This is a genomic window from Leptolyngbya iicbica LK (assembly GCF_004212215.1).
Lineage (GTDB): Bacteria > Cyanobacteriota > Cyanobacteriia > Phormidesmidales > Phormidesmidaceae > Halomicronema > Halomicronema iicbica.
The window spans coordinates 1-26220 of record NZ_QVFV01000010.1; the positions used below are offsets into that span (position 1 = coordinate 1).

At 52.7% G+C, this 26220-nt stretch carries 16 protein-coding genes; 6 read left to right on the forward strand and 10 right to left on the reverse strand.

Features of this window, described 5'->3' with window-relative positions:
* Positions 1-143: 143 nt before the first annotated feature.
* Positions 144-1778 carry an ArnT family glycosyltransferase gene (locus DYY88_RS21985; protein WP_039726690.1) on the reverse strand — a complete coding sequence of 545 codons (1635 nt, stop codon included), beginning with the start codon at positions 1776-1778 and terminating at the stop codon, positions 144-146.
* 171 nt (positions 1779-1949) lie between these two features.
* On the opposite strand from DYY88_RS21985, the gene DYY88_RS21990 reads away from it, so the two are divergent.
* From DYY88_RS21990 to aroQ, 3 genes are all read left to right on the forward strand, one after another.
* Positions 1950-3206, forward strand: coding sequence for a competence/damage-inducible protein A (locus DYY88_RS21990; RefSeq protein WP_039726689.1), 1257 nt, complete (start codon positions 1950-1952; stop codon positions 3204-3206).
* Between the two features lie 153 nt (positions 3207-3359).
* Entirely contained in the window at positions 3360-3491 is a 132-nt protein-coding gene (locus tag DYY88_RS24970) for a hypothetical protein (protein ID WP_302849263.1), read from the forward strand.
* 2 nt (positions 3492-3493) lie between these two features.
* Complete coding sequence (gene aroQ, locus DYY88_RS21995) at positions 3494-3946, forward strand: type II 3-dehydroquinate dehydratase (RefSeq protein ID WP_039726688.1); 453 nt, start codon at positions 3494-3496, stop codon at positions 3944-3946.
* Positions 3947-4033: 87 nt separating this feature from the next.
* On the opposite strand, the gene DYY88_RS22000 is transcribed toward aroQ, so the two are convergent.
* The 3 genes from DYY88_RS22000 to psaA all read right to left on the reverse strand — a co-directional run bounded on the left by DYY88_RS22000 (position 4034) and on the right by psaA (position 9770).
* Positions 4034-5146 (reverse strand): glycosyltransferase family 4 protein, encoded by a 1113-nt coding sequence (locus DYY88_RS22000; protein ID WP_052288386.1) that lies wholly within the window; start codon positions 5144-5146, stop codon positions 4034-4036.
* Between the two features lie 111 nt (positions 5147-5257).
* The gene (psaB, locus tag DYY88_RS22005) at positions 5258-7480 is read right to left on the reverse strand and encodes a photosystem I core protein PsaB (protein WP_039726686.1); all 2223 of its coding nucleotides are present in this window, start codon (positions 7478-7480) and stop codon (positions 5258-5260) included.
* Between the two features lie 25 nt (positions 7481-7505).
* Positions 7506-9770 (reverse strand): photosystem I core protein PsaA, encoded by a 2265-nt coding sequence (psaA, locus tag DYY88_RS22010; protein ID WP_039726685.1) that lies wholly within the window; start codon positions 9768-9770, stop codon positions 7506-7508.
* A 549-nt stretch (positions 9771-10319) separates the two neighbouring features.
* On the opposite strand from psaA, the gene DYY88_RS22015 reads away from it, so the two are divergent.
* The gene (locus tag DYY88_RS22015; protein WP_052288385.1) at positions 10320-12077 is read left to right on the forward strand and encodes a hypothetical protein; all 1758 of its coding nucleotides are present in this window, start codon (positions 10320-10322) and stop codon (positions 12075-12077) included.
* Positions 12078-12241: 164 nt separating this feature from the next.
* Here DYY88_RS22015 and DYY88_RS24365 read toward each other — a convergent pair whose 3' ends face one another.
* The 3 genes from DYY88_RS24365 to DYY88_RS22035 all read right to left on the reverse strand — a co-directional run bounded on the left by DYY88_RS24365 (position 12242) and on the right by DYY88_RS22035 (position 17476).
* Positions 12242-13711, reverse strand: a complete 1470-nt coding sequence (locus DYY88_RS24365) for a hypothetical protein (RefSeq protein ID WP_052288384.1) — start codon at positions 13709-13711, stop codon at positions 12242-12244.
* A 754-nt stretch (positions 13712-14465) separates the two neighbouring features.
* Positions 14466-15866, reverse strand: a complete 1401-nt coding sequence (locus DYY88_RS22030) for a GTP-binding protein (RefSeq protein ID WP_039726683.1) — start codon at positions 15864-15866, stop codon at positions 14466-14468.
* 35 nt (positions 15867-15901) lie between these two features.
* Positions 15902-17476 carry a YcjF family protein gene (locus DYY88_RS22035; RefSeq protein WP_130199558.1) on the reverse strand — a complete coding sequence of 525 codons (1575 nt, stop codon included), beginning with the start codon at positions 17474-17476 and terminating at the stop codon, positions 15902-15904.
* Between the two features lie 469 nt (positions 17477-17945).
* Between DYY88_RS22035 and DYY88_RS22040 the strand changes: the two genes are divergently transcribed.
* Both DYY88_RS22040 and bioD read left to right on the forward strand, forming a co-directional pair.
* Positions 17946-19856, forward strand: a complete 1911-nt coding sequence (locus DYY88_RS22040; protein ID WP_039726681.1) for a serine/threonine-protein kinase — start codon at positions 17946-17948, stop codon at positions 19854-19856.
* A gap of 2 nt (positions 19857-19858) precedes the next feature.
* A complete protein-coding gene (gene bioD, locus DYY88_RS22045) occupies positions 19859-20554 on the forward strand; it encodes a dethiobiotin synthase (protein WP_039726680.1) in 696 nt (231 codons plus the stop codon).
* A 28-nt stretch (positions 20555-20582) separates the two neighbouring features.
* On the opposite strand, the gene DYY88_RS22050 is transcribed toward bioD, so the two are convergent.
* The 3 genes from DYY88_RS22050 to DYY88_RS22060 form a co-directional block, all read right to left on the reverse strand.
* Positions 20583-21512: a glycosyltransferase family 2 protein gene (locus tag DYY88_RS22050; RefSeq protein ID WP_039726679.1), complete on the reverse strand. Its 930-nt coding sequence runs from the start codon at positions 21510-21512 to the stop codon at positions 20583-20585.
* Positions 21513-21541: 29 nt separating this feature from the next.
* A complete protein-coding gene (locus DYY88_RS22055; protein ID WP_207223374.1) occupies positions 21542-23389 on the reverse strand; it encodes a glycoside hydrolase family 9 protein in 1848 nt (615 codons plus the stop codon).
* 813 nt (positions 23390-24202) lie between these two features.
* Positions 24203-26116 (reverse strand): ABC transporter ATP-binding protein, encoded by a 1914-nt coding sequence (locus tag DYY88_RS22060; protein ID WP_039726678.1) that lies wholly within the window; start codon positions 26114-26116, stop codon positions 24203-24205.
* Positions 26117-26220 lie beyond the last annotated feature (104 nt).

Genomic DNA, 26220 nt, shown 5'->3' on the forward strand with positions numbered 1-26220 from the left:
CTCATGCTCACTCAAGGGCTGATGGTTCGTATCTTCAGCTTATGGCGAGTGAGCTTTTTTACTGACTGAGCGATTTATCAAACATCCTCTCAGCAAGATTCCCCGGTTGCCTCAGTTCGTGAATGAGGCAACCGAGCACGCGGCTATGGATAAGGATATTCATACGCCGTGTTCATGTTCTCAGCTTGGTAAATCAGCACCGTCTCGGCTGTGGCACCTCCACGGGTAAGTTCAACTTCACCGATGGGCTCTAGCTTGTCGAAATAGGGTTGAAATTCTGCTACCAGTTCATCGCGATCAGGGTGCAAGCTTTCGAGCGTAATATAGATGGCCGTTTGGCCGCGCCATTGCTCAGGAGCATGCCAAAAGGCGAAACCGCGAGGATCTTGGCTGAAGGCGGTGATTGGGTGACGCGCCAGTGGGTACAACGCCATGTCCACATAGCCGGAAAGATAAAATTCGTCGGTGAACACGAAATCAGCGTCGGCAAGGGCAGTGGTCAACGGTTCGGATTGCGCAAAGCGCGATCGCAATTGCCCCACATTCAACAAGGTTGTGGAACCATCTTGTTCGATCGGCACCAGTCCGCCTAAAAGGGCATAGTTGCTCGGCTTTTGTAAAATTCCTAGATTCAAATGCAGGAGGGCCACCAGTGCCAATGCGCCTAAAACCAAAGCGGTGCCACCGAGCCAATGTCGTACTGTCAGCGATCGCCAGTGGCTAGCGGCATGCGCCAATAACAACGTCATGCCCCAAAATCCCGGCGCAGGCCAAGCCGGATAAATCGCTTGTTTGCCTCCTAGCAGGGTGAATCCGACCGCAATGGGGAGCGACAGCCAGAGGATTAACCCAAGGCGATCGCGGGCTACCCGTTCGCCCGCACTCATGGGCGGTTGCAGAATGCTTTGAATACGTTCTAACAGCGCTTTGCCCGTGCTCCACCAGAGGGGCAAACCTATCGTCGGAAACAGGTACAGCAGCCCCAATCCCCAGGTACCGAGGACATCCAGCGGGCGATAAGGATTGGGCGTGCCATCGCCGTCAAACCGCATCAATAGATGAAAGCGGAACGAGAACCAATCGTTTTGCGCATTCCACCACCAGAGCGGTATCAGGGTGAGCAGGAAGAGCACGAGGGACACCAGCAGCCACGGTGACCAAAAAACTTTGCGGGTGCGATCGCTGGTCAGGCAAAAGCCCACCAGCCCAGCCCCAAGAATAAAACCGTGATATTTGCTCAGGCAGGCCAGCCCGACCGTAAGGCCGATCAAAGCGACTCGATAGGTCGGTTGATAAGTGGCCTTTCTTAAGGACGAAGCAGAAGAGAAGCGATCGGGAATGAATTCCCAGGCGGCCAGTAAACAGGTCAGCGTCCAGAAAAAAATCAGAGCATTGTCGGGCGAAGAGAGGACGCCAAAGGCAATCCAAAAGATGGGCGCGATAGAACCAATGGCGATCGCCAGCACCCCCGTCTTTTCATCAAACAAGTGCCGCGCAACAACGTACAGCAGCAGCAAACTCAAGGGATACAGCAGCAGCGCCCCGACACGGATCGTTAGAGCCGCCCCAGCGCCCCAAGGCCACCAACCCATCCCCGTTGTCAGAGCAACCATCAGCGGGTGGTCAAAATAGCTCCAGGCCAGATGACGACTATAAAGGTAGTAGTAAGCTTCATCAAAGCCGACTGGTAAAAATGTGGCGACGATCACGCGGAAGACGAAGCCGCCTCCCAGCCACCACCAAACCGCTCGGGAAACTTGGGGGACAAGAAGTTTCATGACAGCACAAACCAAATCATCAGGAAGCGCGACCGAAAAGCGGGAAAACAGCAGGCGGCGGGTATTTTTGGGCGATCGCAGATAAAATGTCGTCTCAGTGCCCTACATCATGACATGGCTTGGCCGCCCTGTCGGGACGTGAACCTATCGGCATCGGGAATCGTAAAACCCATGAAGGGAAGTGCGGAAATCATCTGTGTCGGCAGTGAATTGCTGCTGGGCGATATCACCAACACCAACGCGCAGTTTTTGGCGCAGGCTTTGGCGCAACTGGGGATTCCCCACTATTACCAAACAGTGGTGGGCGATAACCCGTTGCGCATTCAGCGGGCAGTGGCGATCGCCTGCGATCGGGCGCGGTTGCTCATCTTTACAGGAGGACTTGGACCAACGCCCGATGATCTAACCCATGAAACCCTAGCCGACTTTTTTGGCTCCCCCCTCGAAGAGCGTCCAGAAATTTGGGCCGACATTCAACAAAAATACGCCCGTCGCGGGCGCGAAGTCGCCCCCAGTAATCGCAAACAAGCGCTGTTGCCCCAGGGCGCAGCGGTACTGCCTAACCCCGGCGGCAGCGCCCCTGGCATCATCTGGGAGCCGCGCCCGGGCCTGGTAGTCATGACCTTCCCTGGCGTTCCTAAAGAAATGCAGATGATGTGGCGCGAAACCGCCGTCCCCTATCTGCAAACTGAAGGCTGGGCAGCAGAGCCCATTTATAGCCGCACCCTAAAATTTTGGGGCATCGGCGAGTCGAACCTGGCGGAACAGGTTACCCATCTATTTGACCTAGAGAATCCGACGGTGGCCCCCTATGCCAGTCAAGGTACGGCAAAATTGCGTATCTCAGCCCGTGCCGCCAATGAGGCTGCCGCTGCGGCTCTGATCACGCCGATTGCAGACGAAATCCTAAAGATTGCTGGCGAGCATCACTACGGCGATGACGACGAAACGTTAGCCACTGCGGCTGGAGCACTCCTTCTGCAAAAAGGACAGACCTTGGCAGTAGCCGAATCTTGCACTGGGGGCGGCTTAGGACAAATGTTAACGGCAGTTCCCGGCAGTTCAGCCTATTTTATGGGGGGCATCATTTCTTACGACAATGCCGTAAAAATTGGCCTGCTGGGCGTGCAGCCTAATGACTTAGCAACCGAAGGAGCCGTGAGTGATCCTGTCGCGTGTCAAATGGCGGCGGGAGTGCGAGCGCGATTGGGCACTGACTGGGGCATTGGCATTACGGGCATTGCTGGCCCTGGCGGCAGCACCGACGACAAGCCGGTCGGCCTAGTTTATATCGGCATTGCTGGCCCCGATCGCAGTGTCGTGAGTCATCGCTTTCAGTTTGGCAATTTTCGAGGCCGCGACTGGATTCGGCATCTCAGCTGTTGCACAGCGCTAGATTTGCTGCGGAGATCGCTACAGACCAGTTAACATTTGCTTAAGGTTGATCATTTGTTAATATCGGCTATCATCAAGACAGGATGCTTTTGAGGCTAAATAGCTAATCAGGCCCATATCCTTGACTTGATTAGTGCCTACGTAGTCGTCACATGCGCATCTAAAGCCGAGACGGAGAGCGCCTTCATGGATATTGAAAAGGTTTTGGAAAAGCTAAAAGAGTGGTTAAACCGATTAGCTGATGCTCTTTTTGGCCCCCAAGCCCAGCCCGAATCCGAGCCCATTCCCGTTCCAGTTGATGATCGCCGCATTCGATAGGCGTGAATCAGGAATCTCTCAAAATATTAGTGCTGCACGGGCCCAATCTTAACTTTTTAGGCAAACGAGAGCCTGGTATCTATGGTCTTAAGACTTTAGAAGATATCAATTCGCTCTTGCAGTCTCTCGCTAGCGAGCTTGGTGTCGAACTAAGCATTGAACAGTCAAATCATGAAGGTGCTCTGGTTGATCTCATCCAGAGCACTTTTGGTGTTTTCGATGGTTTGCTCATCAATCCTGCAGCTTACACTCACACCAGCGTCGCCATCCGCGATGCGATCGCCGCCGTCGCCATTCCCACTGTCGAGGTCCATCTCAGCAATATCCACCAGCGCGAAGCCTTCCGCCACCATTCCTACATTGCCCCCGTTGCGATCGGACAAATTTCCGGCTTTGGCGCTGAGAGTTATTGCCTTGGATTACAAGCCCTTGTCACCCACTTGCGCGCCACCTGAATGCTGGAGTTGACGCCAGAAATTATTCTGACTATTTCTTAATCCTTAGCCAATATCCGAATTAAGAAATAGTCAATAACTGTCACTTTACATTCCAACAAACAAATTTAATAAGCTATCAACATGTCTGGAAATATTGTGCTCCCTTTGAATCCGCTTCTGAAATTCAATTCCTCTTTTATAAGCATCGTAAGGGTCTTCCAGGCAAAGCTTCATTGCCTCATACAAACCATCATCATCATCTTTTTCAAAATACAGACACTCATCGCGGCCTAGTTCTGGCAATCCACCAACTCTTGCAGCTATAACTAAAGTTCCAACGCTAGCTGACTCTAATAAAACCCTCCCTGCAGGCTCCTGCCAGCGTGAAGGGACAACTACTGCTAGAGAATCCTGCATATACTCCAACACTTGATCAAGGTGGAGTCTACCTAAAAAATGAACTTTTGAAGCTAACGAGTATTCTTTAGATAACTTTTCCAATGCAGCTTTGGAGTGGCCAGTACCGATAATATTAATTTTATAATCAAGTCCTTCTGCCAAGAGGCGTTTTGCTGATGCCAACAATATATCGACTCCTTTGTCATGGGTTAAACGACCAGCAAAAGTAAACGTATATGGAGTATTTAACCGTGAAAATAGCTTCTGCTCAAAATTTATAATGATGTCATTAGGACAAGGATATGGAAAAACACTGATCTCTTTCGGAAGAAAGGTGCTGTTTGCCATGAATTCTGTATTGGCTAGTAACTCATCTGCCAAGTAAGATGCAGTGAGTCGCCCCCCAAGCTTGAAAAGCTGGGACAATCTCCCCACTTTCCATTTCCATGAAAGATGATCGACTTTGCTCAAATGGTTTATCTCTATCTTTAAACGCTCGACAAAAGATATGTCTGTAGACAAGCATTCTGTAAGATAAAACTTATAGTGGTACATTAAAGCTACTTTCTTTAATAAAAGCTTACTTATTAATGCAAAGACAGGATTATTAGAGTGCATATAAACTACATCAGCCCACAATATTTCTCTCAGCCAGCGACTAATATCACTTTCAGATGTACTTAAGATTTTGTACTCAATATTGCGTTCACTAAGTTCTTGGCAAAGGCTATCAATATATGTAAGTACTCCAGCGATTTCATCATTCTTATGACGGTGCTGGACTAATATCTTTAAATTTGGTTTCGTATTGCCCGACATAGCGTATCTCAAAACTTACACAACAAATATAGTTCCCCTCGCAATGCTGAAAGGCTACTTCCGAAATTTCGGAAGTAGCCTTTCAGGAGTTCAATAATCGACTTAACCTAGCTAACCAAAGCGGCTTGAGGTCGAGGCAATTAGGAAGGCAGCGTAGGTGATGATATAACCCGCCGTAAAGTGGGCTAAACCAACTACACGAGCCTGAACAATGGACAGTGCAACGGGCTTGTCCTTCCAGCGAACCAAGTTCGCCAGGGGAGTGCGCTCGTGAGCCCAAACGATGGTCTCAATCAGCTCTTGCCAGTAACCCCGCCAAGAGATCAAGAACATGAAGCCAGTTGCCCAGATCAGGTGTCCAAAGAGGAACATCCAAGCCCAGACCGCCAGATTGTTCATGCCGTAGGGGTTGTAGCCGTTAATCAGCTGAGAGGAGTTGAGCCACAGGTAATCCCGTAGCCAGCCCATCAAGTAATTCGAGTTCTCGTTGAACTGAGCCACGTTACCAGACCAGATGCTCAAGTGCTTCCAGTGCCAGTAGAACGTCGTCCAACCGATGGTGTTCAACATCCAGAACATGGCGAGGTAGAAGGCATCCCAAGCAGAGATGTCACAAGTACCGCCACGACCGGGGCCATCACAAGGGAAGCTGTAGCCGAAGTCTTTCTTATCGGGCATCAGCTTAGAACCGCGAGCATCCAACGCACCCTTGACGAGAATCAGAGTGGTGGTGTGCAGACCCAATGCGATCGCATGGTGCACCAAGAAGTCACCAGGGCCAATGGCCAAGAACAGAGAGTTAGAACCGCTGTTGATGGCATCCAGCCAGCCGGGTAACCAGACGTTGCCGCCATTGGGCCAAGCAGTGGTGGCAATACTATCGGGGTTAGACAACAGCGTGTCGAAACCGTAGATCATCTTGCCAGAAGCTGCCTGTACCCACTGAGCAAACACCGGCTCAACCAGGATTTGCTTCTCAGGAGTACCGAACGCAACCACAACGTCGTTATGAACGTACAGCCCCAAGGTGTGGAAACCCAGGAATAAGGACACCCAGCTCAGGTGGGAGATGATGGCTTCCTTGTGCTGCAGAACGCGGTCGAGAACGTTGTTCTTATTCGCAACGGGATCGTAGTCCCGAATCAGGAAGATCGCCCCGTGAGCAAACGCCCCCACCATGATGAAACCAGCAATGTACTGGTGGTGAGTATAGAGCGCGGCTTGAGTGGTGTAATCCTTAGCCATAAAGGCATAAGGAGGCAGTGCGTACATGTGCTGTGCCACCAGGGAGGTGACCACACCCAGACTTGCCAGGGCCAGAGCCAACTGGAAGTGCAGGGAGTTGTTCAGCGTGTCGTACAGACCCTTATGGCCCTCACCCAAATCACCCGGAGTACCGACAGGAGGATTGTGCGCATTCAAGATTTCCTTGATGCTATGACCAATCCCAAAATTGGTGCGGTACATGTGGCCAGCCACGATGAAGATCACCGCGATCGCCAGGTGGTGGTGCGCCATATCCGTCAGCCAGAGCGACTCCGTCTGCGGATGGAAGCCACCCAAGAAGGTCAGGATCGCAGTCCCAGCGCCCTGAGCCGTGCCAAACATGTGATCGGCAGTGTCAGGATTCTGAGCATATACTCCCCAGTTACCGGTAAAGAAAGGCGCTAAGCCTGCCGGATGAGGCGGAGTGGACAAGAAGTTGTCCCAACCCACATGTTGACCACGAGATTCGGGAATGGCGACGTGCACCAGGTGACCGGTCCAAGCCAAAGAGCTGACACCGAACAAACCAGCCAAGTGGTGGTTCAAACGGGATTCAGCATTCTTAAACCAGGAAAGGCTAGGGCGGAACTTGGGCTGCAGGTGCAACCAACCAGCAAACAGGAAGATTGCCGAGAGAATCAGCAAAAAGACTGCGCCAGTATACAGATCCGCATTGGTGCGCATACCGATGGTGTACCACCAGTGATACACGCCCGAAAAAGCGATGTTAACGGGGTTTGAAGCGCCAGCCTGGGTGAATGCATCCACCGCAGGTTGACCAAAGTGAGGATCCCAAATCGCGTGGGCGATGGGACGAACATTGAGCGGATCTTTGATCCACTGCTCGAAGTTACCTTGCCAAGCAACGTGGAACAGGTTACCAGAAGTCCACAGAAAGATGATTGCCAGGTGGCCAAAGTGAGAGGCGAAGATCTTTTGATAAAGATTCTCCTCCGTCATGCCATCGTGGCTTTCAAAGTCGTGGGCTGTGGCAATCCCGTACCAGATCCGACGAGTGGTCGGGTCTTGAGCGAGTGCTTGACTAAATTTTGGAAATTTAGTTGCCATAGCTTGTTAATGAGTCCTCCGCGCTCTATCCAACAGCAATTATGCGAGCCAGGAAGAATGCCCAGGTTGTGGCAATCCCTCCCAGGAGGTAGTGAGCCACCCCAACAGCCCGACCCTGAGTGATGCTCAGAGCGCGAGGTTGAATTGCCGGAGCAACTTTCAGTTTGTTGTGAGCCCAGACAATCGACTCAATCAACTCTTGCCAGTAGCCACGGCCACTAAACAAGAACATGAGGCTAAATGCCCAAACAAAGTGAGCGCCCAAGAACATCAGACCATAGGCGGACAGGGCCGAACCGTAGGAACCGATGACCTGAGAAGCTTGTGCCCACAGGAAGTCACGCAACCAACCGTTAATGGTGATAGCGCTGTTGGCAAAATTGCCAGCGGTGATATGAGACACCGCACCCGAGTCAGAAACCGTGCCCCAAACATCGGACTGCATCTTCCAACTGAAGTGGAAAATCACGATGGACAATGAGTTGTACATCCAGAACAGACCGAGGAACACATGGTCCCAACCGGAAACCTGACAGGTACCGCCACGACCGGGGCCATCGCAAGGGAAGCGGAAGCCCAGTTCGCCCTTATCGGGGATAAGACGGGAGCTGCGAGCATACAGCACACCTTTCAGCAGAATCAGCACCGTCACGTGAATCGTGAAGGCGTGAATATGGTGAACCATGAAGTCAGCCGTACCCAAGGTGATGGGCATCATTGCGACCTTGCCACCCACGGCTACAACATCGCCCCCAAAGGCGGGACTAACGCCAGCCAAAGCATTCGGTGCAGTGGCACCTGCAGCAGCGGCATGAAGACCTTGTACCCACTGGGCAAAGATCGGCTGTAGCTGAATTGCGGAGTCAGAGAACATGTCTTGAGGACGTCCCAAGGCCCGCATGGTGTCGTTGTGGATGTATAGACCAAAGCTATGGAAGCCGAGGAAGATACAAACCCAGTTCAGGTGAGAAATGATGGCATCGCGCGAACGAATCATGCGATCCAAAGCGTTGTCAAAATTCACTTCGGGATCATAGTCGCGCACCATAAAGATGGCTGCGTGGGCACCGGCACCGACCACCAAGAAACCGCCAATCCACATATGGTGAGTGAAGAGGGATAGCTGAGTCGGATAATCCGTCGCAATGTACGGATAGGGAGGCATCGCATACATGTGATGCGCCACGATGATGGTCAAAGAGCCCAACACTGCCAGGTTCACAGCGAGCTGCGCATGCCAGGAAGTGGTGAGGTTCTCAAACAGACCGTCGTGACCTTTGCCACCAAAGAGCAGGGGATCGCCTTTGTGGCCTTCCAAAATCTCCTTCATGCTGTGGCCAATGCCCCAGTTGGTGCGGTACATGTGGCCCGCAACAATAAAGAGAACGGCCAAAGCCAGGTGGTGGTGCGCCGTATCCGACAGCCAAAGGCCGCCTGTTACGGGGTTCAAGCCACCTTTAAAGGTGAGGAAATCAGCGTAAGCAGACCAGTTCAAAGTAAAGAACGGCGTCAAGCCCTGAGCAAAGCTGGGATAAATCTCAGCCATCAGGCTCTTATCCAAGATGAACTCATGGGGCAGGGGAATATCCTGCGGAGCCACGCCTGCATCCAGCAGTGCGTTGATGGGCAGAGACACGTGAATTTGGTGTCCAGCCCAGCTCAGGCAACCCAGACCCAGCAGTCCTGCCAGGTGGTGGTTCATCATCGATTCCACGTTTTGGAACCACTCGAGCTTCGGAGCTGCTTTGTGGTAATGGAACCAGCCGGCAAACAGCATCAGGCCAGCCATCACAAGCCCACCAATGGCGGTGCAGTAAAGCTGGTAGCTATTGGTAATACCGGAAGCCCGCCAAAGCTGGAAGAAGCCAGAGGTAATTTGAATACCCTGGAAGCCACCGCCAACATCGGCGTTGAGAATTTCTTGACCAAAGATTGGCCAGACTACTTGAGCACTGGGCTTAATAGACAGGGGATCTGCCATCCAGGCTTCGTAGTTGGAAAACTTAGCGCCATGGAAGTACATGCCACTAAGCCAGATGAAAATAACGGCCAGATGACCGAAATGCGCGCTAAAGATTTTGCGCGAGATGTCTTCTAAGTCACTGGTATGACTATCAAAATCGTGAGCGTCGGCGTGGAGATTCCAAATCCAGGTAGTGGTTTTGGGTCCCCGTGCAAGGGTGCGGTCAAAGTGACCCGGTTTGGCCCACTTCTCGAAGGAAGTAGGAACGGGATCCTTATCCACCATCACCTTTGCATTTGCCTCACGCTCGCGTGGGGTAGTTGTCATGGAGACTCTCCTCTCTCTAGACAAACGAGCAGTTGCAAGTTGTAAGTACTGTATACCGATAATCAGGACGTTACCTAAAGATTAAAAAACCTTAGATTTCTTAGAACTCGGACTACAGTTGCTCTTGAGCATTATAGACGGCATGTTTTCCGTAACCGAGATCAGGTTAACAATATTTCAATCTAGGAAAACAGGCTCCGGGCTTGACTTTCAGGCAGCGCACACCAGGCGAAAACGGTGTCAAAAACCACATTATTAATAATTCTCAATCAAATACCTCGACGAGTTTCTTGACGTTGAGGCGATCCTCGGCTCTTTTCATTAAGAAACGTAAACTTTGTTGTAGAAACTCCTGTTAATTGGCAATTAGCGATCGCAATTTTCAGGTTTTGTGATTACGAAATAGTCTATTTCTTATTGCAATGATTGGATTCTTCAATTTTTGTGCCGCTACAGTGCATTTGGGGATGTGTCTCAACCGTTAGGGTTTCATCGGGATCCAACGTGCGAGAGAATCTGAAGCGGGGACACCAGGAAGGGAGTGTGGGAATGGTTTCGATGTTGCAGCGAGCGATCGCGTTGATGTTGGTGGTGCTTGCACTAGGTTTGACCAGTTGTGGCGGCGATCGCGATGTGCCCGTTGTCTTGTTGGCCGACGACGCCACCGCGACGAAAGCGAATCGATTGGTGGGGGCGATCGCCGAGGTTTCTCCCCCTGAGCGCATTCAGCAACTCAAGCCTTATCTCGATGTGTATGCGCCGCAAGTCCGTATCGCGACCCCTGACCCAGACGCCACACTCACCAGCACGACCGTACAAGTAGAAGTACAAGTCCGGGATTTTCCTATATATAAGGATCAGTCTTTAGGCTTCGGCCCCCATCTGCATCTCTTTATCGATGATCAGCCTCATCAAGCTATTTATGATGCCGGTGAACCAATCAGCTTGGAAAATTTAGCCCCTGGTACCCATACCCTCAGACTTTTAGCCGTCAGACCCTGGGGCGAAAGCTTTAAAAATGAGGGTGCCTATGACCAAGTCACATTCAACGTATTTGCGCCTTCACCGCAAAATAATCCTGACGATAGTCAACCCGTCTTGACCTATAACCAGCCCCAAGACCGCTACGGAGCCGAGCCCATTCTCCTCGACTTTCATCTCAATAATGCGCCACCTCATCTGGTGGCCCAAGCCGATGAAACCATCACTGACTGGCGAATCCGTTGCACTATCAATGGCGAATCGTTTGTCTTCGATCGCTGGCAACCGATTTATCTGCAGGGCTTTCAACCCGGTAAAAACTGGCTGAAACTCGAACTCATTGATGAAAATGGCAATCTGATTGACAATGCGCTGAACACCACCGTCCGAGTGATTGACTATCAACCAGGTGGCGACGATAGCCTATCGCAGCTCGTGCGGGGCGAAATTCCGCTAGCGCAAGCCAAGGTATTAATCGACCCAAGCTACGAACCACCAGCACCAGTAGTCGACGAGTCTGCGGAACAACAGCATGACTCAGCCACAACAACAGGTGCCGCTACCACTAGCGACCAACCAGAATCCTTGCCTGCCGACTCGGAAGACGACAACTCAGAAGAACTCGACGACACGGAAGCAACACCCGCACCCAATTCAACGATGGAGGCTTCGCCAGCCAAATCAGAATCAGCGACTACACCGGCTCCAGGCTCAACGGAAAAAGTAGAACCAGCAACAAGCGACGATACCGAGACCGTCATACCTCAGCCAACATCATTAGATGTGGAGGCAAAACCCAGCGAGAGCGATCGCCTAGCCCCTCCTGACACCAAGCGGCTTGAAGTCGATGATGCTTCCACAGCAGAGGGCAATACGGATGTTAGCGATGCTGAGACCAAGTCTGCAGATCAGCTAGACCAGCCGCCAGCCGCCAGCAAGACCGCCCCTGCGACGGACAACGGCTCACCAGCAGTTGTGGAGGATACGGAAACCGTCCTTCCTCAAGAGGCTGAAGCTCCACAAGAATCGACGAGAACCTTACAGGATCAAATAGCCCCAGAAGATGCCCCCTCAATGGTTCGCGACAAGGAAAGCGATCGCGACGAGCCGGGTGCTCTGACAACCGAGCAACTACCATCAACTCAAGACGCGGAAAGTCCAGCAGCAGAAACTCCGACCAGCATGCCAGCATCACCCGAAGCTGAAGACTTGCCGCTGCTTGAAACGGCCCCATCAACAGCCCCGAGTGACGCCGAAACCGCTGATGATGTAACCGCCCCCAACACGGATCTGAACACGTTGGAAGACAACGCCGATTTGATTTAACTGGAATGTCATGCTCTAAGTAACTTCCAGACTGACGTGTAGCAGCCTCCACCATTAGCCGTTGGCGCACAACACAAATTAGCGATCGCACCAGACTCCATATAAAAAGCCTCCGACCACCTGGCCGTAGGCTTGGAATTTTGATGAAGACTTCCACTCAAGCTCTAAATTGCTCGACCTTCGGCAATACCAAAGGTCGCATAGTGATAAAAAGCACTCTTAATCAAACCACTTGTCACGGCAGCTGCCACATCACCATGGAGAGCTAAGTAAACATTTTGGTCAAAGCCAGCACTCGGATCACGGTTTTCTGTCTGGCCAAAAGCGACAAAATGTTCCCACCCGGAACCTAGCAAGCCCTCTGTCACTGCCTTGGCTATATCAGCGTTATTCGCTAAATAATAACCTTCGTCGAATAATAAGCCCCCTAGTCGGCCTTCAGCGAGACCAGAGTTAGCGAAATGCTCAAAAGCACTACTGATCGCACCACTATCAACTGCAGCCTTCACATCAGGATTATTGAGCAAATAATCACTGCTATCAAATAAGGCTGAGGGATTGCGATCTTCCTCATGGCCAGATAATAGAAAATGTTGCAACCCACTCGCTAAGACTCCAGACTGCACCGCGGCTGCTACATCGGCATTGTTAGCCAGGTAGAAGTCTTCGTCATAAAACTGGAACGGCTCGCGACCTTCAGATAAACCCGCCACCAGAAAATGGACATAGCCGGACTCTACCACCCCAGCGGCAACTGCCGCTTTGACGTCTGGGTTAGTGGCTAGATAATATCCCTCATCAAACATATTTTCGATGTTGATGCCATTCACCGCATAGCCAAAGGTCTGTACAGGTTGCCCTAAGCCAGCTAAACCAATCTGAGCAGACAGGCTTAGCGGCAGAAAGAGCGCATCTGATACAGGTGTGATGCCGCCCTCTGAACCACCGCTGCCCCCGGAACCACCGCTGCCCCCAGAACCGCCACTACCCCCCGAGCCACCGCTGCCCCCGGAACCACCGCTGCCTCCAGAAGTCGTCACCGTGAAGCTGCCAGTAAAAGTTGGCTTGGCAGTATCTGATGTTGTCCAATTGTTTATGTCAAAGAGTGCGGCTTGCAGAGTAGTTTTGTCACCGGTAAGCACCCCACCCGTGTATGCTCCATTATCCTCCTCAACAATAGATATGGCATTGATTCCGTCAGTGAGAGCTGTTGGAAGATCTGAGTCAAAAGTGTTGGTTGTGACACCAGTCTGCCATGGATCAGCGCCTTCAGCGTTGATGGCCGCAATTAGAGTGGGGGTGCCATCAGGTCCCTGGAACGCAATGATTTGATCACCATTACCATTGAGTGACACGTTACCGGACTCCGAAATTGTGCCAACATCGACAGCGTCAGTGTCCACATCAATGGTCACTATGGTGCCAGCACTCACGTTAACTGTTGCTGTCCAAACATAGGTGCCTTCACTAGTGCTTTCAGAAGGGCCAAAACTATTGTTGGTGTTACTCCAGCCACGATCAGTAAATTTAATTTCTTCGCCCGCAGTGATATTGACTAAGGCCACAAAGGCAAAGTTATCTGGAGCATCAGAGCTGTATTGAACGAAGCCGATATCGCCGGGATTTAGTGGCATGGTAGATTTCCTCGTAATGTTTGTGAATAGATGGCAGTTAAGTCTTCGCGTTGTTAGCGCAGATTAGAAGCGAAGCAAGGGTTGCTGTCACTTAATGCGCTTGGGGATGAGATGCGGTCATAGGCTGAGTTCATCACCTTCCTGCTAGCATCCGAAGTTCGGCTAATTAGCTGGTGGACGTAGAGGCGGTTCCAGCAAACTTGCCGCTTGCCAATCACCCAGGATGAAAATGATCCAAGATTTCGACCATTGAGGTCGCCCATTCAAACGAGGATAGAAAGTGCACCGCATGGCATGCCCTCGAAGTGCAGCAGCCCGGTGCTTGAAAGAAAAAATTAGGCCCGAAACCAAAGGCTTTAGATTTGGAGATTGGACGTCTTTACCGTCGAAAATACAAGCGGCAGCGACTTGTGTACTCTGAGGAGCAACACTGTATTGACGGTGGCCCGGTAAAGTCGGCTGGTATTGGCCTATAAATTTCATGATGCTGATGCGCGGGTAGATGCTAGCTAAGTCGCAATCAACAGATGCAGTGAGTGCGTTAGCTGATCTAAAGTTGCCCAGGTCAGCGTGACGGTTTCTACGCAAAAACCCGGATTTTCCCGGCGTTAGATATTTATTGAATTAAGAAATATGAATTCTTCCCGGGCAAGAGTCCATTGGATTGAGCTAAGGCGTTCTTTTATAAAGCGACGAGAGTCCTCGCTGTCGTCGCTTTTTTGTCAGCCTTTGTCGGTATTGGGAAAGAAAGAAGTCAGCGATCGCTCTTAGCCAGCAGTTGGGCTTCGAGTTCTTGGCGGAGGCGGGAGACGGTGGAGCCGGAGTCGATCTGGCTGAGGATGTCTTGCATGACTGCCTTCACACCGTTCGGTCCCCAAGTGCAGCCTTGTTCTAAATAGACTTGAGCCGCTTTGCCAACAGCATAGGTGCCGTAACCAGAGGCTCCGGCTTGGGCAGCCATCACGCTGAGCATGGCAGAAAATCCCCCCGCACTGTCAAACATGCTCCACACGGCGGCGGCTCCTTTGCCCGTGCCGAGCAGGAGGCCAGTGCCGACTTCACTGAGTAAGAGAGTGCCGGAACTTTTGGCGATCGCCTGCCACAGTTTTTTCGCTTCATGCTGAGTGATGGGTAGGCCGTAGAGTTTGGCGAGGGCGCGGATCATGACCAGGTCGGTGACGAAACCGCCCGCCAGATCTAGCACGGCAATGGGGTTGAGGGCGACTGCGAGAGCTTTATATTTAGCGAATTTCCAGATCAGGGCTTCGGCTTCTTCGTGGTGCAGGGCGATCGCCCGGCGGGCCATATCAGTTTCCAGAGAGTCAGCCTCACGCAGAGCATTGAGGGCAATCAACGTCGTGCCATCCTGGCGAGCGATAGTGAGCAGCGCTTGTTTGAGGCTGTCCATTTGCGGGGGCAGTTGTTCCCACTCGTGGGTGATTTTGCCATCGGGCCACTCGACCCGCACTTGCAGCGGGGCCGGGGCCGCCGCCACCATCACCACATCGTCAACCGCCAGGGCCGCATTGGGGCGATCGCGGTTCGTCGCCTTCCACAAATTCGTCAAGACCTGATAAATGGCTTGGCGATCGGTATCGGGGAACAAGTCAACTTTATTGAACACCAGCAGCAGCGGCTTTTTGGCAGCTTGCAGGGTCACCAGGGCATCATATTCCGTGCGCGTGATATCGCCCGCCACAACAAAGAGGATCAGATCAGCCTGATGAGCCACATCTTGGGCCATCGCACCGCGGGCCTCGCCATCGACCTCGTCCAGCCCAGGCGTATCAATTAACTCGATCTGGGGCAACTCTTCCACATCGTGCACAGCCTCAATGGGGGGACGCCAGTATACTGATCGCGGCCAGCGGGTCACGCCATGCAGCGGGCCGGTGGGCAAAATATCTTCTCCCACCAGGGCATTAATGACGGCCGATTTACCCCGACTCACCAAGCCAAACACCGCCACCCGCAATACTGGTTTTGCGAGTCGCGCTTCTAACGCACTCAGGGCACTCACCCCTTCCTGTACTGCGGCTTTTTGCGTTTGCTGGTCAGCAGCCACCGGAGTTTGCAAGGTAGGTGTATATCGCTGCACGCTCTGGCGCAAAGCTTGACGCACCCGCTGAAACCGATTGCTAGCAGAAGTTGACACGGTGGGTTCTCGACAAACGATGGATGGGCGACGGCTTAGACGAGTTCTCCAGAGGATACTGTCTCAGGCTGAGCAGACACTTTGGTGGATGCAGATTGAGCCAAATTCAGCGGGGCCGCTGCTCCCGGTGCCAGGGCAGGAGGCGTTTTGGGCGTCAATTTCTGGATACCTTGATTGATGAGAGTTTGCAAAAACTCGGTGCGTTGAGTACTGGGCATGAGGGCTTGCAGTTTTTGCCCGATCGCTGCCACCGAGACGGCTGCTTCCACTTGTCCTGAGAGGGCACGCTCTTCAAAATAGGCCATCAGGCTTTCACCACAAAGGCGCGTGAGATAAGCCGCACTAAAGGCTTGCACGCTGCCCCCCACCACAAACGTAGCGGCATGGCTTTTCAGTGCTGTGGTCAATAATTGGGTCGAGACTTCGACCACGCCGAGTTTGACGACGACGGCGGCCAATTCAGTGGCGATCGCCTTCGCTTGATCGAGGGCGAGGGGCTGCTGATAGACTTTGCTCAAATCCATCACCAGTTGGCCGTTGATGGCGATCGCAGCTAGTAAATCTAGCGACGGCACGGGACTGGCAAAGGCGGTACCCGCTGCGGCCCACTGTAATTGTTCAACCAGGGGCAGCGCTTGTTGATGCCGCGCTTGGTTCAAAGTCGTCTGAATGTCACGCCGCAGTTGCTGCACCTGCCGCATCACAGTTTGCGCCACCAAATGCGGAATTGCTTGCGCACACCAATGCTGTACTGGGGTCAGGATAGGGGCGACTTCTGGGTCCGGTGTTTCTAAGCGCTCGGTGACTTGACCCGCCTCGTCATGGGTGCGGACTTTAATCGGACGCGGGGCGGTGGCAATGGCCACACAATCGACGGGTTGAGGCAGCGATCGCAACTGGGTTTGCAGCTTGTCCAGGATTGCAGTCTGCTCATCGGGTAAGTAATGATCTCGCTTGTTGAGGCATACGATCATCCGCTGCCCTGCTGCCGCCAGCGTTTTCAGGTCGGCAAACACCGACTCGGTCAGATCCTCAGTCACTATATAGATCACCGCATCTTGCTGCTGGAGCAAGTCAGCCATGACTTGAGGATGAGTCGTTTCAGCGGTTAATGACACTTCGGTCACTGACATCCGGGAATCATCAGCAAATTCTGCGCTCTCCTCTGAGCTAGAAGCGGTCAAAAATCCCTCCAGCAAAGATTTACCCGAGCGGGGAGCGCCCGCGATCGCCACTTTTAACTCAGCTCGATCTAATTCCGTCAAAAGGTTCTGGCGCTGTTGTTCGAGTTGAGCAATGATCGCGGCGACCTCGTCCGCTGTCTTTAAAGACGACAATTCTGGTTGAAGAGCATCTAAATCGGTTTTCAGGGTCGCGATCGCCACCTCTACCTGCTCTCGCTCCACAGGCGTTGCGGGTTTAATCTCGACGGGTTTAGCGTCAGGCCGCTGACGTCGCCACCACCAGACACCCGCCCCCGTCGCAATCAGCCCCGCCACAGTGGTGCTGTCGGCCAACACATCCTGTAATCCACCCAACAAACTCAACGTCGCCGCTAAACCTAGCCCACCGACTAAAATTGGACGCTCTAAAAGCAGCTTGCGTACCACCACACAGACCCCGCAAATGCCGACATGCCCGCTAACGTTAGGAGCAAAGCACCCTCATTTTAAGACCTCATCGGGGTTTGCAGATTACGGCAACCCGACTCTCCCCATCAATTCCACATGCGGTGAACTGAATGCCGCATTCAGAACATCGGTGTCAAATCGCCATAGTCGGCAATCACAGCCTTCTGCCAATATCGATAGGTCAGACCAGATGCCCCCCAAGGGTGAGGACGATGCAGAACCGAAACTTGAGCCAAACCATCATGGTGCCTGATATTCAATAGCCGAGACAGCCATAGCAACTAATTCCATCAATCAATTCCATCCCCATGCTTTAGTGACGGATTGGAACCCCATGGGTCCGAAACCTGCCAAGTGAGATTGGCACACTCTACAATCGATAAATCTTGAGGGCAGGCTACCTTGATTGAGGTATGCTTGCTTGTGTTTTGCCCAGAGACGTTGGTTTATGTATTCTCCACTCCCCTTTGGCACGGTACTTCAGTCGCGATATCAGATCGTTCAACTGCTTGGGCAGGGGGGCTTTGGGCGCACATATCTGGCACAAGACCAAGGTCGCTTCAACGAGCGTTGTGCCGTCAAAGAATTTTTGCCCCAGCAGGGAGAAGACCATTTCTCCAGCAAGTCGACCGAACTGTTCCAGCGGGAAGCCACTATTCTTTATCAGATCCAGCATCCCCAAATTCCTCAGTTCCGCGCCACCTTTGAGGTAGAAGGACGACTGTTTTTGGTGCAGGACTATGTCGAGGGACCGTCCTATCGGGAGTTGCTAAATCAGCGCCGACTGCAAAACGCAACCTTTTCGGAAGCCGAAGTCCGGCAGTTTCTTCAGCAAATGTTGCCCGTTCTCGCCCACATTCACGCCAAGGGCATCATTCACCGTGACATCAGTCCGGACAATATTTTGCTGCGCAACCAAGACCGCCTACCAGTGCTCATCGACTTTGGCGTGGTGAAAGAAGTAGTCACCCGGGTGCAACTGTCGGGGCAGACCCATCACGCGACCACCGTCGGCAAACCGGGTTACGCGCCGAGCGAACAGATGCAGTCGGGTCGAGCCTACCCCAGTAGCGATTTGTATGCCTTGGCGGTGACGGCGATCGTGCTGCTCAGCGGCCGCGAACCACAAGACATTTTTGATGATGTGAATTTGACCTGGTATTGGCATGATTATGCAGACGTGAGTCCGGGGCTGACTCAGGTACTGGATAAGGCAACCAGCTACCGACCCGGCGATCGCTATCAAACCGTCAGTGAAATGGCTCAAGCCCTGGGCACAGTTGGCAATTTTGCGGCTGCACGCCCCCAACCACCGTTTACGCCAGCGGCGGCCCCAGCCTCACAAGTGCGGACAGTGGCCGTGGGGCGATCGCCGCAATCAACCACCATGGCTGGGCCAGAGTCACCTCAGACTTACCGCCCCTCAACGCCGGCAGTGCTCGAAGAAGATGAGGGCTCGATTTGGGAAAATCCCTTAGCGATTGGGGCCTTAGCGTTAGGTTTGGCCTTAGTCGCTGGCCTCGGCGGTTGGGGCCTCGTCACCACCCTCAACCGGGCTCCGAGCAATCAGCCGGATGTGCCAGAAATTGAAATTGATCCAGACCGTCCCACTACGCCACCCACAACCCCGACCCCCGAGCCCGAGCCCGAACCGCCAACGGAGCCTGTAGAATACACGCAAAATTTAGACATTCGCGCGGGTGACTCCACCACCGTTGAAGGCAGTCTGAAAGCAAACGAAACCGTCAACTATATTGTGGCGGGTCGTGAGGGCGAAACCCTACTCGCGCAACTCGAAGGCGAAGGCGTGCTGATGACCGTACTCGCGCCCAACGGCAATCCCCCTGATCGGCAAGCCCGCCGGGTCTTGGGATGGACCGGCACGCTGGAGTTTACGGGCAATTACACCGTGCAATTAAGGCCGGTTGAGGGAGTCGAGCAGAGCGACTATCGCCTCAATGTCTCTCTTGAAGCCAATGACTCAGAAACGCCGACAGAACCCGAGGAGCCGGAAACCCCCACGGAACCCGAGGAACCGGAAACGCCCGATGAGCCAGAAATCATTTCTGAGCAGCGAGTGCGATTTCCCTCAGGACAAAACACCACATTAGTCGCCAATAGTGCGGGGCCAGGCCGGATTCGCCGCTATGTGATCAGCCTGCGCGAGGGGGAAGTGTTGGAAATTCGGGTGGCGCGTTCGAGTGCCCCGACCACCTTTTCGGTGCAGTTGCCCACGGGTGATCCGTTAGTGTCGGGGGTCGAGCTGTGGGAAGATGCTGCCCCCGTCGGGGGAGATTACGCGGTCGATGTCACGGCCACCGGCGAATCTGAGTTTACTCTGCAGTTTGTCAAGAATTAGCCATGAGCACTCCTGTCAAAAATGGGTTGTTGATTACGGGGTCTGATACCGATGTCGGCAAGACCATCGTCACCACCGCGATCGCCGCTTATTGGCTCAAGCATTTTGGGGCCAACTCCCTGGGCTTGATGAAGCCCGTCCAATCGGGCATTGGCGATTTTGAAACCTACACTCGCCTCTTTGATCTGCAACAATCAGCTGAATCACTGACGCCGCAGCGCTTTGCCGCCCCCCTTGCGCCCCCCCTCGCCGCCGCTCAAGAGGGCAAAAGCATTGACTTAACCGTAGTTTGGCAACATCTCAGTCAACTGTTGGCCGAGCGCCAGTTTGTTTTGGTAGAAGCGTTGGGCGGTTTGGGCTCTCCCGTGACAGATGAGTGGACGATCGCCGATCTCGCCGCCGCCTGGCACTTGCCGATTGTATTGGTGATTCCAGTGAAGCTAGGGGCGATCGCTCAAGCCGTCGCTAACACCGCCCTCGCCCGTCAATATCAGCTCTCCGTTCGGGGAATTATTCTGAACTGCACCGCCCCCCTCACAAAAGCAGAGCAACAAAACTGGGCTCCCATTGACCTAATCGAGCGCCTCACCCAACTGCCTGTCTTGGGAACCATGCCCTACCTGGCTCAGACGGACGATATTCCTGCTCTCGTACAGGCGGCCTCTGATTTGAAGCTAGAAGCCCTATTCCCGGGCTGACATCGTTTCAGGGACACAAAGTCAACGGCTAACGATTAGCACCGCCCCAATCGCCCTGAATATTGAACAAGCCTGACAGACTCCCTAACCCTCGATATACATAAATTAGGGCTTGGGCCAGTCGGTGTCGCCCGAGCAATAAACCGGGTATCAGCAGGCATAATCCCAGCACAATATTCAAACACCCTTTAATCACTCTTTGGGTTTGAATAAACAGAGACGGAAAATATTTTTTCTCAGTCAAACTGTGAGCACTATAGCCGTAATAATTCCGATCTACCAGCCATTTGATCCGCATACGATTTTCGGGAATAAATTCGTAAACGATCGCTTCACTACACCAGACGATTTTGCCTCCCTCTGCGAAGAATCGGGTAAATAGATCAACATCTTCTGCTCCCTTAAAAGCCAATCGGTCATCAAAGGGATGCTCTAACCCTTGCAGCAGGTGACTTTTGGCCAGGGTATTGTTAGTAAACGCGACGCCCATGAGTTTACCAGTTTCATGCTGGGCGGGGTCAAAAAAGCCGCCTTTGACTATCCAGTCAGGAACTTCAGTAGCCTCAAATTTGGGCACGACCGGCCCGGTGACGATATCAGCCTGATATTCTTTTTGGCACAGTAGCAGTGTCTCTAACCAAAAGGGAGAAGGCACTTCATCATCATCAATAAAAACGAAGAACTCAGCATCGGGGGATGCCAGCAAGAGGGAGCGATTGCGGGCAAACGTTACTCCTTGTTGGGGCTCAACTCCGTAGACCAGCTCCCATTTAAAGGTGGGTTTTACCGACTCATAAACCGGTTTGGCTGAGCCCTCTCGGTCATTATCCGCAATCACTACTTCAATCTTGGGGGCGTCAAGTTCACTAAATCGGAGATTGTCGATGCCTTCTAATAATCGAGCTAAGCCCTCAGGACGTTTATAAGTGGCGATGCAGATTGAAATAAAGGTCGTCATGACAAAATGTGAAAATCAATAGAGAAAAGCTAATTGACGATAGGCCGCTTCAAAACAGTTGAAGTTGAACTTTGGGAGGCTAGTGGCGATCGCGACAGCCGTGATAACAGCCTGATATAAGGGGCTTGATACGTGATCGAAGGTTCCGTAATCTCCCACATATACAACTCCGAATCACTTCGATCTAAATAGGCGCGCATAATTGGTCGCTCGGCAAGGCCCTCGGCAGGCCCCGTGTAGCGGTTATTCGGCCCCCCGGTAAGGTATCCGGGTGCGGGTCCACTGGGAGAGGTGAGGGCATTTTTATAGATCCCTCTCCCCAACCACTCATGAAACATTTCATTAGCCGAATACTCAGCACCAACGTCGTACATATTCGTGAGGTACACCATGCCCAACGGATTGACGCCATGTAAATAGTGCAGATAGCCCAGGGCTTGATCGGTATACATGTCAGCCTGCTGGCGGGTCGCGGCGGCGGCGCTGATCGCGTCATTGACATTGCCAAAGTTACTTTTCACCGCATTGCTGCCCCAGTGATACTGGCCATCTGGCATGTAAGCCCGATACGGATCTAAATCTAAGGTGCGCTCAAAGAAGGGCGATAGTTGGTCAAAAAAGAGCGCTGAGAAATCAGCTGACAGTTGAGCCGCAAAGTCAGTCGGCGTCTTAGGGAACTGGCTGTAGGCCACTAGACCATCGACCACTGACGAGGCATAGAGTACGCCCATGGCGTTGTCGAAGGGCCGAGTCTCGCGATAATGCTCGCGAACGTAAGTGTGAAACTGCGGATCGTCTCGCAACTGGGATAAGTAAACGGCGGCCAAAACTGCCCCACCCATTTGCACTGCGGGGTCGCGGTCGGCGTCGCCAGCTTTGATTTCTTGAGTATCACATTCTGTCTGGATCGGATTGCGGTTAAACCAATCCCAAGCCTGGAGCGATCGCGCCTCTAACGTCTCGGCCTCTGCCTGCAATGCAGGAAAGTCGCGAAACACTACCGCTGCGTGGGCAAAGGTGCTGGCCAGATCAATGGTGGAAGACGAACACTTGGGGCCATAAAATCGAGGGCGGCGATCGCGACCAGGAGTACGGGCGGCATCATATTCTAGGGCGCCTAACTTGATGAAAACCCCGCCGTCGTCATCTTGCATCCGTTGGAACCAATCGAGTTCGTATCGAACTTCATCCAGTAAGTCAGGAATGCCATTGCCCGACTCTGGAATATTGAAATCATCCGTCCACAGGGCCGGATTTTGAGTGTAAGCACTCAGCAACAGATGCAGCGGTTGCGCCGCAAACGTGATGTATTTGTTGGTGTCGCCCGCATCAAACCAGCCGCCACGCATATCCCTTGCCAGCGCAGCATTCTCTTTATCATCTACAAAGCGAGCTTCAGGATCTTGGCCAGGTCCCAAAAAGGCGGCGCGATCAGTCCAGCGGGGATCAGCATGGGGTGGCGCTTTCTCAAACCCACTGCGCTGGTAGTAGTACATACGGGTGGCTGTTTTCAGCACATCTTGGTAAACATCGGGCGCGATCGCAAACTGGGCAGAGGTTTCTCCCGTCCGAGCGTTTTTGACCACATATTCGCCCGGTGTTTGCACCGTTGAAAAATCAAACCAAGCCGCGCGATCGCCAGATTGGTCATGAATTTTGCCCGCCTCCCAAAGTTCCGCTGCGGCAACATAAACCGGGACATCCGGCGCAGCAACATTCACCACTTGAAAAGTATCTGTCAGGTGCTGATACAGACTCGGCGCATCCTCTGCCGTAGCATTCGCCTGCTGAATCACCGCTACTTTGGTATCACTCGGGCGATAGCCAAATTGATCAACCAAAATATTGGGCGGCGGCGCTACAGCTGATGAGCGCAAAGCGGAGCAACTCCCAAACGCAATTACTGTCATTGCGCTCAACATCGCTAGGCCAATCATCAGCCACCGCCGATAGCGTCCGCACCGACGGTAAAGCGATAGCCAATTAAATTGAGGAGATGCAAATACCACCATTAATCTCAGTCAGCTCAATGTCTAAAAACATCTTGCGTCCACATAAAGGTTCAAGTTCTTCTTGAATGCTTAGCAATCAGATGGAGCCTCACTTTTCAATCTGCATAGGTTAGAGCGTTTTAGGGCCAGCCTTACGATTGATGCTTGCAAACCGCCCCGTTCTCAATGCAGGTATTCATCAACTGCCTGAAATAGACTCCAGCATTGGGCCATCCAGAAATATTTTCAGACCCAGCTGAACTACACCGTTTCTCAAAAAGACCGAGAAATCAGCACCGTATAAACCTGAATATCCAAAAAGCCAAATAACCTTACTGAGCTAAACCCGATTGAGCAAAGAAGTTGGCCTTAAATGCAGCCCCAAAGAGAACTCTCGTGATTAAACGCCTGAGCAAATAGAAATAATTGAGTAACTTCTATTTGCTCATAATCAATCAAATGGATAGGTGAAGTATAAGCCGAACTTTCTTAACGTTGTAAGTAGGCAAACTCATTAATTTCATGAAAAATACGGAGTTTAATTTAAATTTTTAATGAAGTTGTCCGGAGCAATCGCCAATATCACTGAAACAGCAGCCCGGATCATTGGCGCGATCGCTATCCCCAGCCAGGGCCAGACACCCTGATCAGCACCGACGCCATGCCATCGCTGATCTGTTCACTCGCCTTGCCATGGCACTAGCCTTCTAGCATTTGCAACTTGTACAAGCTGGCATATAAGCCATTGTGGGCCAATAGCGCCTCGTGGTTGCCTTGTTCGATCAATTCACCTTGCTTGAGCACCAAAATGCGATCAACATTACGGATGGTGGAAAGGCGGTGGGCAATGATAATGGCCGTGCGATCTTCCAGTAGCTTTTCGAGGGCATCTTGAATCAGGGCTTCAGTACCGACATCCAGGTTGGCCGTGGCCTCGTCCAAAATGAGGATACCTGGATTGCGAATGGCGGCGCGAGCAAAGGCGAGCAGCTGTTTTTGCCCCCCCGAGAGATTGGTTCCTCGTTCGCGCAGTAGGGTGTCGTAGCCCTGGGGCAGCTGTTCAATGAACGGGGCGACGTTGGTTTTGAACGCGGCTTCTTTAACTGCCTCTAGGGAATAGTTTTCGCCGAGGGTGATGTTGCTTTTCACATCCCCGGCAAACAAAAAGCCATCTTGCAAAATGACGGCCATGCGGCGGCGCAGCTCGGCCTGAGGCAGATCGCGAATGTTGACACCATCCAACAAAATCTCGCCGTGGGTGACGTCATAGAGCCGACACAGCAGACGAATAATAGAGCTTTTGCCCGCTCCCGTCGGACCGACCAAGGCCACCTTTTCGCCGGGTTGAATGGTGAAATTCAGATTTTTGAGCACGTATTCATCCGGCTTGTAGCCAAATTGCACGTGATCAAAGCAAATTTCCGAGGCTTTGACGCGCTCTGCTACCGTCCGATCGCCATTCTGCTCAGCGATCGCGGCAGCGAGCGGGGCATGAGCCGAGCCGTTCACGAGGGTGTTGACCGGCACTGGCTCAGGGCTCGTCTGCGAGAGTTGAGTATGTCCCGGGTCTTGAATCTCGACGGGGACGTTGAACAGGTCAGTAATGCGCTCAACAGCGGTGAATCCAGCCTGAATGGAGGTGAACTTGTCGGCAAATTGGCGCAATGGGTCAAATAGGCGCTGGGCAAACAAAATGAACGACGCCAACACCCCGAAGGTCAGGGACTCTTGCATGACGAGGTAGCCGCCTAACCAGAGCACACCGGCGATCGCCACCAGGGCAATCCATTCCAGCGTGGAGGAAACGGCAGAGTCGTGAAAGATGGTTTTATCGATCGCCTGCACATATTGGGTATTCGTCGTCCGAAACGACTCCGCATTGAAGCGCTCGCGGCGAAACATCTGCACCACTTCGATACCCATGATGTTTTCTTGCAGGGTGGCGTTCAGTTCAGAAAGTTTTTCGCGGGCGCGATAGTTCGCTTTGCGGTACTGCTGCTGAAAGTAAATGATCAGCCAGGTGACGGGAATCAACATGCCAATCAACATCAGCGCGAGCTGCCATTGCAGCCAAAACATCGCGATCGCGATGACGCCGATGGAAAAAATGTCGCTAAAAATGCCCACTGCCCCGGTGGAAAATACGTCGCCCAGCGCATCCACATCGCTGGTGAGGCGGGTAATCAGTTTACCGACTGGGGTGCGATCGAAGAACCGCACGGCGAGGGACGTGACGTGGGTGAACAAATCATTGCGGATATTCGCGGTGATGCGTTGGCCCACTTTTTGCACGAGAAAGCTTTGCCAACCATCGAGGGTCAGCCGCACCGCGACCGTTACTAACAGCAGCGCCACCAGCAGATTGAGCCCCCCTTGCAGAGTGCGCTCTTGCAAAAACCAGGCCACGGGCTCTTGCCGAATCAGAGAAATAGCCTGACCAATCAAAATCGGCTGGAGGGCGTTGGCAAGGGAAAGCGGCACCAGCAACACAAACGGCAGCCACAAATAGCGACGCTGAGCGCGAATGTACGGCCACAAGCGCAAAAACAACCGCCAATCGCTATTGGGGGCTGCGGCAGTAGTGGAAGGAGGCGTATCAGTGGCTGTGGTCATAACACGAGAAAATGCGATCGCCGATCAAAGGACAAAGCCGCCACCCCCCAGCCAGCGAATCCGTTAGGGATGACACTCTTCACACTGTATCTTAGGTAACGAAA

Coding starts and splice junctions, on each gene's coding strand:
- DYY88_RS21985 (WP_039726690.1), bottom strand. CDS start 1,778: ATGAAACTTCTTGTCCCCCAAGTTTCCCGAGCGGTTTGGTGGTGGCTG.
- DYY88_RS21990 (WP_039726689.1), top strand. CDS start 1,950: ATGAAGGGAAGTGCGGAAATCATCTGTGTCGGCAGTGAATTGCTGCTG.
- DYY88_RS24970 (WP_302849263.1), top strand. CDS start 3,360: ATGGATATTGAAAAGGTTTTGGAAAAGCTAAAAGAGTGGTTAAACCGA.
- DYY88_RS22000 (WP_052288386.1), bottom strand. CDS start 5,146: ATGTCGGGCAATACGAAACCAAATTTAAAGATATTAGTCCAGCACCGT.
- psaB (WP_039726686.1), bottom strand. CDS start 7,480: ATGGCAACTAAATTTCCAAAATTTAGTCAAGCACTCGCTCAAGACCCG.
- psaA (WP_039726685.1), bottom strand. CDS start 9,770: ATGACAACTACCCCACGCGAGCGTGAGGCAAATGCAAAGGTGATGGTG.
- DYY88_RS22015 (WP_052288385.1), top strand. CDS start 10,320: ATGGTTTCGATGTTGCAGCGAGCGATCGCGTTGATGTTGGTGGTGCTT.
- DYY88_RS24365 (WP_052288384.1), bottom strand. CDS start 13,711: ATGCCACTAAATCCCGGCGATATCGGCTTCGTTCAATACAGCTCTGAT.
- DYY88_RS22040 (WP_039726681.1), top strand. CDS start 17,946: ATGTATTCTCCACTCCCCTTTGGCACGGTACTTCAGTCGCGATATCAG.
- bioD (WP_039726680.1), top strand. CDS start 19,859: ATGAGCACTCCTGTCAAAAATGGGTTGTTGATTACGGGGTCTGATACC.
- DYY88_RS22050 (WP_039726679.1), bottom strand. CDS start 21,512: ATGACGACCTTTATTTCAATCTGCATCGCCACTTATAAACGTCCTGAG.
- DYY88_RS22060 (WP_039726678.1), bottom strand. CDS start 26,116: ATGACCACAGCCACTGATACGCCTCCTTCCACTACTGCCGCAGCCCCC.